General features: G+C 71.4%; 17 protein-coding genes. 6 read left to right on the top strand and 11 right to left on the bottom strand.

What is annotated here, in order from left to right:
- Positions 1–175: 175 nt before the first annotated feature.
- The 5 genes from MFF04_RS10460 to ygfZ all read right to left on the bottom strand — a co-directional run bounded on the left by MFF04_RS10460 (position 176) and on the right by ygfZ (position 3,214).
- Entirely contained in the window at positions 176–451 is a 276-nt protein-coding gene (locus MFF04_RS10460) for an exodeoxyribonuclease VII small subunit (RefSeq protein WP_238275640.1), read from the bottom strand.
- A gap of 122 nt (positions 452–573) precedes the next feature.
- A complete protein-coding gene (locus MFF04_RS10455; protein ID WP_238275638.1) occupies positions 574–1,086 on the bottom strand; it encodes a tyrosine phosphatase family protein in 513 nt (170 codons plus the stop codon).
- A gap of 11 nt (positions 1,087–1,097) precedes the next feature.
- Entirely contained in the window at positions 1,098–1,682 is a 585-nt protein-coding gene (locus tag MFF04_RS10450) for an HD domain-containing protein (protein WP_373320006.1), read from the bottom strand.
- A 10-nt stretch (positions 1,683–1,692) separates the two neighbouring features.
- Complete coding sequence (locus MFF04_RS10445) at positions 1,693–2,322, bottom strand: DNA-3-methyladenine glycosylase I (RefSeq protein ID WP_238275636.1); 630 nt, start codon at positions 2,320–2,322, stop codon at positions 1,693–1,695.
- A gap of 37 nt (positions 2,323–2,359) precedes the next feature.
- A complete protein-coding gene (gene ygfZ / locus MFF04_RS10440; RefSeq protein WP_238275634.1) occupies positions 2,360–3,214 on the bottom strand; it encodes a CAF17-like 4Fe-4S cluster assembly/insertion protein YgfZ in 855 nt (284 codons plus the stop codon).
- Between the two features lie 96 nt (positions 3,215–3,310).
- Here ygfZ and MFF04_RS10435 point away from each other — a divergent pair, with 96 nt between their 5' ends.
- The gene (locus tag MFF04_RS10435) at positions 3,311–4,657 is read left to right on the top strand and encodes a dihydroorotase (protein WP_238275633.1); all 1,347 of its coding nucleotides are present in this window, start codon (positions 3,311–3,313) and stop codon (positions 4,655–4,657) included.
- A gap of 51 nt (positions 4,658–4,708) precedes the next feature.
- A complete protein-coding gene (locus tag MFF04_RS10430) occupies positions 4,709–5,431 on the top strand; it encodes a hypothetical protein (protein WP_238275631.1) in 723 nt (240 codons plus the stop codon).
- Between the two features lie 7 nt (positions 5,432–5,438).
- On the opposite strand, the gene MFF04_RS10425 is transcribed toward MFF04_RS10430, so the two are convergent.
- From MFF04_RS10425 to pdxH, 6 genes are all read right to left on the bottom strand, one after another.
- Entirely contained in the window at positions 5,439–5,693 is a 255-nt protein-coding gene (locus tag MFF04_RS10425; protein WP_238275621.1) for a hypothetical protein, read from the bottom strand.
- A 159-nt stretch (positions 5,694–5,852) separates the two neighbouring features.
- Positions 5,853–6,296, bottom strand: coding sequence for a TIGR02301 family protein (locus MFF04_RS10420; RefSeq protein WP_238275619.1), 444 nt, complete (start codon positions 6,294–6,296; stop codon positions 5,853–5,855).
- Positions 6,293–6,724, bottom strand: coding sequence for an NUDIX hydrolase (locus MFF04_RS10415; RefSeq protein ID WP_238275648.1), 432 nt, complete (start codon positions 6,722–6,724; stop codon positions 6,293–6,295). The genes MFF04_RS10420 and MFF04_RS10415 overlap by 4 nt, the downstream gene beginning before the upstream one ends.
- A 35-nt stretch (positions 6,725–6,759) precedes the next feature.
- Complete coding sequence (locus MFF04_RS10410) at positions 6,760–7,884, bottom strand: hypothetical protein (protein WP_238275617.1); 1,125 nt, start codon at positions 7,882–7,884, stop codon at positions 6,760–6,762.
- A complete protein-coding gene (locus MFF04_RS10405) occupies positions 7,877–8,599 on the bottom strand; it encodes an SDR family NAD(P)-dependent oxidoreductase (protein WP_238275646.1) in 723 nt (240 codons plus the stop codon). Before MFF04_RS10405 ends, MFF04_RS10410 begins: the two co-directional genes overlap by 8 nt.
- Positions 8,600–8,734: 135 nt before the next feature.
- Positions 8,735–9,367, bottom strand: a complete 633-nt coding sequence (gene pdxH / locus MFF04_RS10400; RefSeq protein ID WP_373320005.1) for a pyridoxamine 5'-phosphate oxidase — start codon at positions 9,365–9,367, stop codon at positions 8,735–8,737.
- A 93-nt stretch (positions 9,368–9,460) separates the two neighbouring features.
- Between pdxH and MFF04_RS10395 the strand changes: the two genes are divergently transcribed.
- The 4 genes from MFF04_RS10395 (at position 9,461) to MFF04_RS10380 (ending at position 12,360) form a co-directional block, all read left to right on the top strand.
- Positions 9,461–9,979, top strand: a complete 519-nt coding sequence (locus tag MFF04_RS10395; protein ID WP_373320004.1) for an RT0821/Lpp0805 family surface protein — start codon at positions 9,461–9,463, stop codon at positions 9,977–9,979.
- A gap of 178 nt (positions 9,980–10,157) precedes the next feature.
- Positions 10,158–11,096 carry a DnaJ C-terminal domain-containing protein gene (locus MFF04_RS10390; protein WP_238275615.1) on the top strand — a complete coding sequence of 313 codons (939 nt, stop codon included), beginning with the start codon at positions 10,158–10,160 and terminating at the stop codon, positions 11,094–11,096.
- A gap of 139 nt (positions 11,097–11,235) precedes the next feature.
- Entirely contained in the window at positions 11,236–12,090 is an 855-nt protein-coding gene (fabI, locus tag MFF04_RS10385; protein WP_238275613.1) for an enoyl-ACP reductase FabI, read from the top strand.
- A 39-nt stretch (positions 12,091–12,129) separates the two neighbouring features.
- The gene (locus tag MFF04_RS10380) at positions 12,130–12,360 is read left to right on the top strand and encodes a BrnA antitoxin family protein (protein WP_238275611.1); all 231 of its coding nucleotides are present in this window, start codon (positions 12,130–12,132) and stop codon (positions 12,358–12,360) included.
- Positions 12,361–12,366 lie beyond the last annotated feature (6 nt).

The raw sequence follows: 12,366 nt of genomic DNA, 5'->3' as shown, positions 1-12,366 counted from the left end.
GACGGAGATCAGAGGGAACGCGGATACGATCGAGAAGGGCAGTGTTTTCCGTGGACACGGGACTCATCCTCGGCGGCCGGCGGCATCGGCGCCGCGGGCGGAAACGGGAACGCGCACGGGGCCCGAACGGCCCCATGCTGCGGATCGGAACGATGCGGCACGCATGGCGGCGCCGCTAATCGACGTCGAGGGGACCGCCATCGGCGGCCTTGCCGTCGGGGCCGGCGGCGATGCGGCGGATGCGCTTCTCGGCGGCGTCGAGGAGGCCGTCGCAGCGGCGCTTCAGCGCCTCGCCGCGCTCGTAGATGGCGATCGAATCCTCGAGCGGCACGTCGCCCTGCTCGAGCTTGCGCACGATGTCCTCGAGCTCGGCGAGCGCCGCCTCGAAGGGCATCTCGGCGGCGTTGCGGACGGGCTCCTCGCCCGCCGCCTGCGGGCGGTCCTGCATCATCCCTGGCATCCCTGTTGAGGACGGTTCTAGTTCGGGCCGTGCCCGCGGGACAACCCTCGGGCGCCTCCGCCGGGGATGCGCCGCCCACGGCCGGGTCTCTCGGCCACAGGAATCCCTGCGCGTTAGGTCACCGAAAGATGGAAGTGCTCGCCCTCGAAGGCCTCGGCGCCGCGCCCGATCGCAGCGATGGCGGCGCTCATCCGTCCTTCCCGCCCGAGCATCCCGTCGGCGATCGCGACGAGCAGCGCGTTCGGCGTGGCGGAGGGCGAGGCGGCGCGGAGCGCCTGCGCGAGTTCGTCCTCGTCCCGCTCCGGCATCAGTGCGCAGGCGGCGATGTACGCGGCCGCCGTCGAGCGGCTAATGCCGGCGTAGCAGTGCATCAAGAGCGGCCGCTCCCGGTCCCAGCCGCGGGCGAAGGCGAGGATCGCGGCGACGTGCTCTTCCGCCGGCAGGACGTGCCCGTCGAGGGCAGCGGTCAGGTCGTTGACCCGCACGATCCGGTGGCGCTCCGGCGCGATGCCCTCCGGCCGCTCCAGTTCGACCCCGGCCCCGATGAGGCTGAGGAGGTCCCCGGCGCCGCTCGCGGCGAGCGCCTCGGGCAGGCGCGACAGAGGGCAGACATGGATGCGCGGCATCGGCGGCTCGATCAGAGCGGGCAGAGCGCCCGGAAGCGGTCGAGGAAGCGCGCCTCGGCCTCGGCCGTCGGCCAGGGCTCGGCGAGCGCCGTCACCTCCTCCGGCAGCCAGAGCGGCGGCCCGAAGTAGCGCGCCGCCTCCCTCTCCGAAAAGCCCGCGAGCCGCGTCGCCTCGACATGGGCGGCGATGCGGTCGGCCCGCTTCACGAGCTTCGCCAGCGGCGCGCCGGGGGCGGGCACGCCGAAGCGGCGGCGGATGCTGGCGAGCAGCCGCCGCTCGACGCCCCGGTAGGAGTCGCCGATCGCGGCCTTGAGCGGCGAGATGATGTCGCCGATCACGTACTCGGGCGCGTCGTGGAGCAGGAGCTCCAGGCGCTGTGCGGGTCCGAGGTCGGGCTCCAGCCGCCCGCCCACCGCCTCCACGAGGAGCGAGTGCTGCGCCACCGAGAACACGTGCGGCCCCGCCGTCTGCCCGTTCCAGCGGGCGACGCGGGCGAGCCCGTGGGCGATGTCGGCGATCTCGATGTCGAGGGGGGAGGGGTCGAGAAGGTCGAGCCGGCGCCCCGAGAGCATCCGTTGCCAGGCGCGGCCGCTCATGGCAGGCGCCTCATGGGGCTGGCTTCGCCAGCGCGGCGCAGGGCGCGTGCCGGTGGCAGCCGGCGAGGTGGTCGTTGACCATGCCGACCGCCTGCATGAAGGCGTAGACGATGGTCGGCCCGCAGAAGCTGAAACCCTCGGCCTTCAGCGCCCGGCCCATCGCCCGCGAGACCTCGGTCTCGGTCGGGATGTCGGCGCGGGATTGCGGCCGGGGCTGCGCGGGCGCGCCGCCGGCCAGATCCCAGAGGAAGCGCGAGAAGCCGGGGCCGCTCTCCTCGATGCGCAGAAAGGCGCGGGCGCCGTTGACGGCGCCGACGATCTTGGCGCGGTTACGGATGATGCCGGTGTCGGCCATCAGCCGCTCGATATCGGCCTCGGTGAAGCGCGCGATCCGCTCCGGATCGAACCCGGCGAAGGCGCTCCGAAACCCCTCCCGGCGACGCAGGATGGTGATCCACGAGAGCCCCGCCTGGAAGCCGTCGAGGATCAGCTTCTCGTAGAGGGCGCGGGAATCGTATTCCGGCACGCCCCACTCGGTGTCGTGATAGGCGACGTAGAGCGGGTCGAGCCCGGCCCACCAGCAGCGGGCGCAGCCGTCCGGGTGGTGGACGAGGCCGGTCGTTTGGGGTTCCGGGGCCATCGATCCGTCATCTAGTGCAGTTCGCACCGTTGCACCCTCAGCCGGCGGCGGTGGCCGCCTCGGGGAATGCGAAGGTCGCGAAGGCGGGCCGCTCGACGCCGAGCGCGCTGCCGCCCGCGCGCAGGGGCTCGCCGACCGCCAGCGCGTCGGCGAGCCGGTCGAGGCGCAGCGTCGCGAGGCCCCGGTTCCCGGCGGCGCTCCCGGTGGCGCCGAGGCTCTTCTGACCGGCGGTGACCTCGGTGCCGGGCTCCGGGGCCGGACCGTCCGTGTAGAGGACGGGCACGATGCGGGTGCGGGCGGTGCCCCGGTGCTGCATCCGCGAGACCACCTCCTGGCCGACATAGCAGCCCTTGCGGAAGTCGACGCCGCCGAGCTGGTCCATCAGCGCCTCATGGGGAAAGGCATCCGCGAAGGCGAAGTCGCGCCCGCCCTCCGGCACGCCGAGGCCGATGCGGTGGGCGTGGTAGTCCGCCTCGGTGGCATCCGCGGAGAAGGCGCCCTCGCTCGCGTAGAAGCGCTCCCCGAGTTCGCCCAAGCGACCGTCGCGGGCGCGGGCGGTCTCGGCGGTCGTCTGCGCGCCGTCCCAGGCGGCGGCGACCGCGACGGTGGGGTCGGCGGCGATCGCGACCTTGGCCCGCAGCCGGTAGAGGGAGAGGCGCTTGGCGAGGTCGGCGGCGCGCTCGGCGAGGGTGTCGAGGCGAAAGCCACCCTCGATCCGCGAGACGAGGAAGTCGAACTGGATCTTGCCCTGGGGCGTCAGCAGCGCGCCGAGCCGGGCCTCGCCCTCCGGCAGGGTCGCGACGTTGCAGGTGACCACGCCTTGCAGGAAGTTCTCCGCCTCCTCCCCGGTCACGGTGACGATCGCGCGGTCGGGTAGCAGGGCGACGGGCATCGCGGCACTCCGGGTGGATGCGCGGGCGGCGTTGCGCCCGGCGAGAGGCTGACATAAGCCCGCCGGCAACCAGCCTCAACCGCGCCGGAGCCCCCGATGGCAGAGCCCTTCGACCTCGTCCTCTCCGGCGGCACCATCGTGAACCATGACGGCGCGCATGCGGCCGACCTCGGCATCCGGGCGGGCCGCGTCGCGGAGATCGGCGATCTTTCGAACGCGGATACCACCGAGCGGCAGGACTGCCGCGGCCTTCATCTCCTGCCCGGCGTCATCGATACGCAGGTGCATTTCCGCGAGCCCGGCCTCGACCACAAGGAGGACCTCGAATCGGGCTCGCGCGCGGCGGTGATGGGCGGCGTGACCGCCGTCTTCGAGATGCCGAACACCGATCCGCAGACCGTCACCGAGGCCGCGCTCGCCGACAAGATCGCCCGCGCCCGCCATCGCATGCACTGCGACTTCGCCTTCTGGGTCGGCGGCACCCACGAGAACGCGGGCGAACTCGCGCGGCTCGAGCGGCTGCCGGGGGCGGCGGGCATCAAGGTCTTCGTCGGCTCCTCGACGGGCTCGCTGCTGGTGGAGGACGACGCGGGCGTGCGCGCGATCCTCAAGAACATCCGCCGCCGGGCGGCCTTCCACGCCGAGGACGAGCCGATGCTGCGCGAGCGCCGGGGCCTGCGGGTGCCGGGTGATCCGTCCTCGCACTCGGTCTGGCGCTCGCCGGAGGCGGCGCTGAAGGCGACGCAGCGCCTCGTGGCGCTGGCGCGGGAGACGGGCGCGCGCATCCACATCCTGCACATCTCCACCGCCGAGGAGATGGTGTATCTCGCCGATCACAAGGACGTGGCGAGCGTCGAGGTGACGCCACACCACCTGACGCTGGACGGCGACGAGGCCTATGCGCGCCTCGGCACCCTCGTGCAGATGAACCCGCCCGTGCGCGGGGGCGGCCATCGCGCGGGCATCTGGCGGGGGCTGACCCAGGGCGTCGCCGACATCCTCGGCTCGGACCACGCGCCCCACACGCTCGCGGAGAAGGCCAAGCCCTATCCCGACTCGCCCTCGGGCATGACCGGCGTGCAGACGCTGGTGCCGATGATGCTCGACCACGTGAACGCGGGCCGGCTCTCGCTCGCGCGCTTCGTCGATCTCACCAGCGCCGGCCCGAAGCGCCTGTTCGGCATCGCCCGCAAGGGTCGGCTCTCGGCGGGCTACGACGCCGACGTCACCGTGGTCGATCTGAAGCGCCGCGTGACCATCCGCAACGAATGGATCGCCTCGAAATGCGGCTGGACGCCCTATGACGGCGTCACCGTCACCGGCTGGCCGGTCGGCACGCTGGTCCGGGGACGGCGGGTGATGTGGGAGGGCGCGCTCAGCGACCCGTCGCAGGGCGAGCCGGTCGTGTTCGAGGAGACGCTTTCTGCTTCAGATAAAAGATAATGAACCAAGCAAATGATATGCTTTTGCCCATGTCTGGAATGCAGCAAAAATATGCATGCCTTAGTAGCTTCTGGTAATTGGAGGCTCTATAAACTATCATATAACGAGGAATTGATATATGAATTTACTTGTGATCATGGTCATGAGAATCTCATAGTAGTTCAGAAAGAGAAATTTGAGGTTTTGTTTCAGATTGCATCATTAGCCTATTTAGACGGCTATTTCAGAGAGGCCGTCGTAACTTTTACCTCTGCCTTAGAAAGATTCTATGAATTTTTTATACAAGTAATGTATGTCGAAAGCGGCCGTGACGAGGCACAATTTTTGGAAGCATGGAAGTCGGTTAAGTCGTCATCTGAACGACAGATAGGCGCGTATGCACTTATTCATGCCTTAACACTGGGAAGTCCAGCTCAAATTTTATCAAGCGCCCAAGTGTCGTTTAGGAATAAAGTTGTGCATCAAGGGCACATACCTTCTGATCAAGAGGCTTATAGTTATGGAAACTCCATTTTAATTTTAATGAGAGACAAATTAACTTTCCTAAGAGAAAAATATAATATCAGCTTTGATAAGGTAGTATCCAAAAAGGCCGACCTAACACGCGTGGTCCAAAAATATCAGCGCATCCCGGCGTCATTGAGCGATGACACAATCATAGGCTGTGGGTCATATCCAATCGCTCCCGAGAGCCTTCGAGCTGGATTAGACATGCTCCAATCGTATAGGGCCTTTGCACAGCGTGCACCCTTAAAAGGCGTGCGCCACACATAGCTCCAAACTAGTGCTGCAGCCCCGTCGTGAACCCGCCGCCGCGGATGCGCTCGGGCAGGCCCTCGGCGTAGCGGGCGGTGGCCTCCTCGCCGTAGCTCGCGACGAGTTCCTGGAAGGCCGCGAACAGGGCGGCCTGGGCCATGCAGTCGCCGTCGAGCCCGTCGAGACAGCCTTCGGCGAACGCCTCCGAGACGTAGCTCAGCGCGGCGCGCTTCTCGTCGACGTCGGACTCGAAGGGGACGGTGTCGGCAGCGTGGTGCATGGGTCCGCGATCCTGTGCGCCGGGGCGAAGGCCACGGCGGGACGGGCGGATGATAGGCGGCCACGGATCGTCGGGCCAGCCAGGAATTGAGCGGAGGTTAACGCGGGGGCTCGAATACCGCGGAATTCCGACATGCCCGCGTCCCGTTGCCGGAATGCATCAGCCGCCGAACCGGCCCGCCAGCGCCTTCGAGAGGCGCTCGCCTTCCGCCGCGTAGAGACCCGCCGCCTCGCCGGCCGCGGGCGTGCAGATCCGGTAGGTGAGGGCGAAGCCGCGATAGCCGCGATTGTAGGCGCCCGCCAGCCGGTCGCGGCGGCCCGGCGAGACGCCCTCGGCATCGACGAGGGCCTTCATCTTGGCCGACCACTGGGGCGCATCCGGCGCGTTGCAGAGGCCGCGCAGGAACGCCATCGCCCCGATCACCTCGGCCAGGCGGAACAGGTCGCGGTCGTAGGGCGCGGCCACCTCGGCGGCCGGCGCCTCCGGCTTGGCCTCGGTCTTCTCCGGGGCCTTCGCGGGCGTGCGGGCACCGTTCCGCTGCTGCGCGGCGGCCGGCGCGGCAGCGAGCGCGAGGAGCGTCAGGGCCAGGACGAGGGGCCTCACGCGGTCGGCTCCGGCGCCCTCGATCGCGCGTCGACGGCGGCGAAGGCCTCGGCCAGGGTGCCGGCGAGACCGGGCGTGGTCGGCAGCGCGGCGGCCTCCGCGAGGCTCGCCCAGCGGACGGCGAGCGCTTCCGGCCCTGGGGCCGCCTCGCCGCCCCGCCACAGGGCTGCGTGCGGGAGCACGACGTAGTGGTGGCGCACGCGCGCCTCCCCGTCGCGGTCGATGATCTCGGTGGGCGAGAGGCAGGCGACGACCTCCGCCGTCAGCCCGACCTCCTCCATCAGCTCCCGCAGGGCGGCCTCGGCGAGGCGCTCGCCCGCCTCCACGACGCCGCCGGGAAGCGTCCAGACGCCGCGCATGGGCTCGTTCGCCCGTTGCGCCAGCAGCACCCGCCCGTCGCGGATCACGGCGATGGAGGCGCCGACCATCGGCCGGGCGGGGAAGCGGCGCTCGTCGGACCCGCTCACGGCGCCCTGCCTCCGGCGAGGAGGGCCGCGGGCACCAGCGCGACGCGCCCGTCCGCGAGGCCAACGAGGACCCTGGCCTCCCGCCCGGTGCCGAGCACCGCGAGCCCGAACCCCGCGGGGGAGGGCAAGGCCGCGCGGCCGCGCTCGCGCGCGGTGCCGTCGGCGAAGGAGACGAGGGCCACGGCGCTCCGGTCGGCCACGGGCAGGACGAGCTCGGCCACCCCGTCGCCGTCGATGTCGAGCGGGGCCGCGGCGTCGCCGGGATCGGCCGCACCCTCACTCGCGAAGCCCGGTGCCTGAGTCGGGGAGAAGGGCACGCCGGAGAGGCGCCAGAGCCGGAGCAGGCCGCCGCTGAGGGTCGCGGCCGCCGGGCGGCCGCCGGACTCGAAGGGGGCCACCGCGACGACCTGGAGCGGATCGCCCTTGATGGCCCCGCCGGTCGCCGTCACGTTCCAGGCCTCGGAGCCCTTGCGGGAGACCACGGCCAGCGCCGAGCCGTCCCCGCGCAGGACGGTCGCGAGGAAGGCCGGCGCCCCGTCGAGGCGCAGCGCCCGCGGCCGGAACGGCGCGAAGACCGCGCCTTCGCCGGCCGGCACCGTGGCGCTCGCCACCGGCACAGGCTTCGGCTCGGTGGTGACGGCCATGGCCTGGCGCTCGCGCACGGTGAGGGCGGCGGCGTTGGTGACGCCGTCCGGCGCGAGAGCGCGGGTCGGCCCGCTCAGATAAGCGCTCAAGCCCCCCGAGATCGCCCGCCGCGATCCGGAGAGCGCGCCGCGCGGCGTCTCCGAGGCGACGAGCTCCCGCACCGCCTCTGGCGAGATCGCCTTGCTGCGGACCAGGCCGTCCACGAGCCCGAGCGCCGCGGCGCCGTCCTCGCCCCAGATCACCGCGACGGGCGTCTCCTCCGCCGGCTCCTCGCCGGGCGCGGTCGCCGGGCGCGGCTTCATGGAGGGAATCAGGCCGGAGGTGGCGGTGGCCACCGCGACCTCGCTGCCGGGCCCGCGCAGTGCGGTGGCGCGGAAGGGCAGGTCGAGGAGCGTGACGCCGTCGGCCGCGGCGGCCGGCGTCACCGTCGAGAGAAGGGCGAGCGCACCGGCGAGGCGCCGGATGCGGTCAGACATGCTGGCCGCCGTTGATGTGCAGCTCGGCGCCGTTCACGTAGGAGGAAGCCTCCGTGCAGAGGAAGTAGATCGCCTTGGCGACCTCGTCCGGGGTGCCGAGGCGCCGCTGCGGGATCTGCTCCACGAGCTTCTCCGTGCCGGGCGAGAGGATCGAGGTGTCGATCTCGCCGGGGGAGATGGCGTTCACGCGCACGCCGAGCGGCCCGAAATCGGCGGCCATCTCGCGGGTCAGGCCGGCGAGCGCCGATTTCGAGGTGCCGTAGGCCGCTCCCGCGAAGGGATGGACCCGCGAGCCCGCGATCGAGGTGACGTTGACGACCGAGCCCTTGGCGCGGGTCAACTCGTCCCGCAGCCCCTGTGCGAGCAGGATCGGCGCGAAGAAGTTGACCTGGAACACCCGCTGCCAGTCGCCGAACGGGGTCGAGATCGCGCCCATCCGCGCGCCCGCCTCGCCCTTCGGCGAGATGCCGGCGTTGTTGACCAGCGCGTGCAGGAGACCGCCCTCGGCGGCGAGCCGCCCGGCGACCTCGACGATCGCCCGCTGCGTGTCCTCGGCGCTGGCGAGATCGACCTGCAGGTGATCCTCGGGTCCCATCTCCCAGGGGCAGTTCTCGGGGAAGGCGTGGCGCGAGCAGGTGATGACCCGCCACCCCGCGGCCGAGAACCGCTTCACCGTCGCGTGGCCGATGCCCCGGCTCGCGCCGGTCAGCAGCATGATGCGTCGGCGGTCGTTGGCGTTCGTGGGCAAGGCCGACCTCTCGGGAGCGCCGCGGGGGCCGTCGCTGCGGCGCGATACGCTACGCGGACGCCCTCGCGAAATCCAGCGCGGCCGGCGCCCGGCCGTCCCGCGTCATGGGTAGAGGCGAGCGCGCGCCCAGCCCTCGCCGTCGCGGGTGAAGCGCACCCGGTCGTGGAGCCGGAAGTCGCCGTTGCGCCAGAACTCGATGGTGGAGGGCACGATCCGGTAGCCCGTCCAGTTCGCCGGCCGCGGGATCGGCCCGTCGCCGACGCGGGCGGCGACCTCGGCGACCTCGGCCATCAGCGTCGCCCGGTCGGCCAGCGGCCGCGACTGGCGGCTGGCGATGGCCCCGAGCCGGCTCTCCGGGTGGCGGCTGGCGAAGTAGGCGTCGGCCTCGGCCTCCGAGACCGGCGTCACGGCGCCGCGGGCGCGCACCTGCCGGCCGAGGCTCTTCCAGTGGAGGACGATCGCCGCCTGGGGGTTCTCGGCGAGCTCGCGGCCCTTGGCCGAGTCCACGTTCGTGTAGAAGACGAAACCCCGCGAATCGACGCCCTTCAGGAGCACGACGCGCACGTCGGGCAGGCCGTCGGCGCCGGCCGTGGCGAGCGACATGGCGTTCGGGTCGTTCGGCTCGCTGCGCTCGGCCTCGGCCATCCAGGCGGCGAACAGGGCCCAAGGGTCGGGATTCAGGGTGAAATCCGGGCCGGCATCGGCGCCCGCCTCATCGATCGTTAACCGGTCCACGCTTGAATCCTCGCCTGTGACAACCGGGTCGGGGGGCACCGACGTCGGGGGCACGTCCGTGCAGCGTCCTCAAGGCCCGTGAGTTCAGGTGTAATGCGTCTCAGCCCCTGTAAAGTCCAAGGCGCCCGGGCCGGCATGCACCAGGCGAAGGGCCGCACCGCGGGAACGACGCTCGGAAGCCTCGTCCTGGCGCTGCCGGTGATGCTGGCCTGCTCCGGATGCAGCCAGATTCTCCTGACCTTCCAGAGCGAGCCCGAGGCCGCGCCCAAGCTCGCCCCGGAGCCCGTGGTCACCGGCAGCATCGGCAAGCGCCCGGCGAGCTTCGGCTCGGACCTCGGCGACGAGGACTGGCGGCGCGCCCACGCGGCGCTCGCCGTCGCCCTCGACCCGCAGGGCAACGGCCGCCCGGTGAAGTGGGACAACCCGGATTCGAACCTGCGCGGCTCCGTGAACCCCACCGGCCTGCCCTACGTCGCCGAGGACGAGATCTGCCGCGACTTCCTCGCCACCGTGATCGCGCCGGAAGGCAGCCGCTTCGTGCGCGGCACCGGCTGCAAGCCCTCGGGCGGTGCCTGGACCCTGAAGAAGCTGCGCCGCTCGAAGACGGGTTGAGCCCGCGCGGACGTCGACGGCCCATCGGGAGGCGAGGGGATTTGGACGCACCGCTTGACGCGGGCGCTCAAGAGGCGAAACTTTCGCGCCGAGCACCGTTGCAAAATCGCAACAGAGGCTCCACATCCAGGCCCTGTCCGCCGCCCCGGCGCGGCCCAACCCCATTTCACGACGAGCGATGCGCAACCCCTACGACGTTCTGGGCGTGGCCAAAGGCGCGAGCGAGGCCGACATCAAGAAGGCCTATCGCCGCCTCGCCAAGACGCACCATCCCGACCGCAATAAGGACGACGCGGCGGCCAAGGACCGTTTCGCGGAGGCGAACGCCGCCTACGAGATCCTCGGCGACGCCGACAAGCGCGGCCAGTTCGACCGCGGCGAGATCGACAACGACGGCAAGCCCCGCGCCACCGGCTTCGAGGGATTCTCGGGCTTCGGCGGCGGCCGCGGCAACGCCTTCGACTTCGAGAACATGGCCCGCGGCCGCGGGCCCCATCCCGCCGGCGGCGGCGGCATCGGCGACGACATCTTCTCGACCCTGTTCGGCGAGGCCTTTCGCGCAGGCGGCGCCGGAGGCGGAGGGGCCGGCGGCTTCCAGCGCGGGCCCGCGCGGGGCGAGGACATCGCCGCCGAACTGTCCGTCACCCTCGAGCAGGTCGCTGGCGAGGAGAAGCTGCGCCTGACGCTTCCCGGCGGCCGGGACGTCGACGTGGTGGTGCCCCGGGGCGTCGTCGACGGCCAGACGATCCGCCTGCGCGGCCTCGGCCACCCGGCCCCGGCGCGGGGCGAGCCCGGCGACGCGCTCTTGACCATCCGCATCCTTCCCCACCCCCGCTTCACCGTCGAGGGCGCGGACCTGCGCGCCGAGGTCGAGCTGCCGCTTGCCGACGCCGTTCTCGGCGGCCCGCTGCGGGTCGGCACGCTGACCGGCACCGTCGAGATGCGCGTGCCGCCGATGACAGGCTCCGGCCGCACTTTCCGCCTGCGCGGCAAGGGCCTGCCCAGGAAGGACGGCAGCCGCGGCGACCTCCTCGCGAAGACGGCGGTCTCCCTGCCGGCGGGCGAGGACGCCGCGCTGACGGCCTGGGCGAAGGGGGTGCGGGGCGAGGGCGCCTGAGCGCGCGTCCGGGGCGGGCCGCCCTTCCGTCGCCCGCGGCGGTCCGCTAAGGATGCCGCTGGCGGGCGGGGTTCTCTCTTCCGAGACCTCCGAGATCCCGCGCAGACGCGCCACCGAGGCGCCCTCCCAGGTGATACGCATGGCGGAACCAGGTCCGGCTCACGACAAAGGCGGCGCGGGATCCTCCGGCCTGCTCGCCGGGAAACGGGGCCTGGTGCTCGGCGTCGCCAACAACCGCTCGATCGCCTGGGGCATCGCCCGCAGCGCCCGCGCCCACGGGGCCGAGCTCGCCTTCACCTACCAGGGCGACGCCCTCAAGAAGCGCGTCGAGCCGCTCGCCCGCGAGCTCGAGGCCCACATCGTCGGCCATTGCGACGTCACCGACCCGGCCTCGATCGATGCGGCCTTCGCGCGGACGGCCGAGGTCTTTCCCGAGGGGCTCGACTTCGTCGTCCACTGCATCGCCTTCTCCGACAAGGACGAGTTGACCGGCCGCTACGTCGAGACGAGCGAGGCGAACTTCACCAAGTCGCTGCTGATCTCCTGCTACTCGTTCACAGCGATCGCGCAGCGGGCCGAGAAGCTGATGACGAACGGCGGCTCGCTGCTGACGCTGACCTATTACGGCGCCGAGAAGTGGATGCCGCACTACAACGTCATGGGCGTGGCCAAGGCCGCGCTCGAGGCCTCCGTGCGCTACCTCGCCGCCGATCTCGGCCCCTCGAAGATCCGCGTCAACGCGATCTCGGCGGGCCCCATCAAGACGCTCGCCGCCTCCGGCATCGGCGACTTCCGCTACATCCTCAAGTGGAACGAGTACAACGCGCCGCTCCGCCGGACCGTGACCATCGAGGAGGTCGGCGAGACCGCCGCCTACCTCGTCTCGGACATGTCCCGCGGCATGACCGGCGAGATCCTCCACGTCGACGCCGGCTACCACGTCGTCGGCATGAAGAACCCCGAGGCGCCGGACCTGTCCCTCGACCGGGACTGACGGCGCGCACGTCTCCACAACGGGGCCGAGGACCGGACCATGTCGAGATCCCCGAGAAGCGCCCGCGACGCCGCGGAGGCCGCCTTCAAGTCCGCCACCACGAAGCCGGTCGAGGCCGCGCCGGCCCCGAAGGCTCCCGCCATCCCGAACGCACGGGAGGCGGTCAGCCTCCGCATCGACCGCGACGTGCTGGAGCGCTTCCAGGAGGACGGACCGGGCTGGCAGGACCGCATCAACGCAGCGCTGCGCAAGGCCGCCGGGCTCGCCTGAGCGGGC

It is taken from the genome of Methylobacterium jeotgali, assembly GCF_022179345.1.
Classification (GTDB): Bacteria; Pseudomonadota; Alphaproteobacteria; order Rhizobiales; family Beijerinckiaceae; genus Methylobacterium; species Methylobacterium jeotgali.
This window is presented reverse-complemented; position numbering and strand designations above follow the sequence as displayed.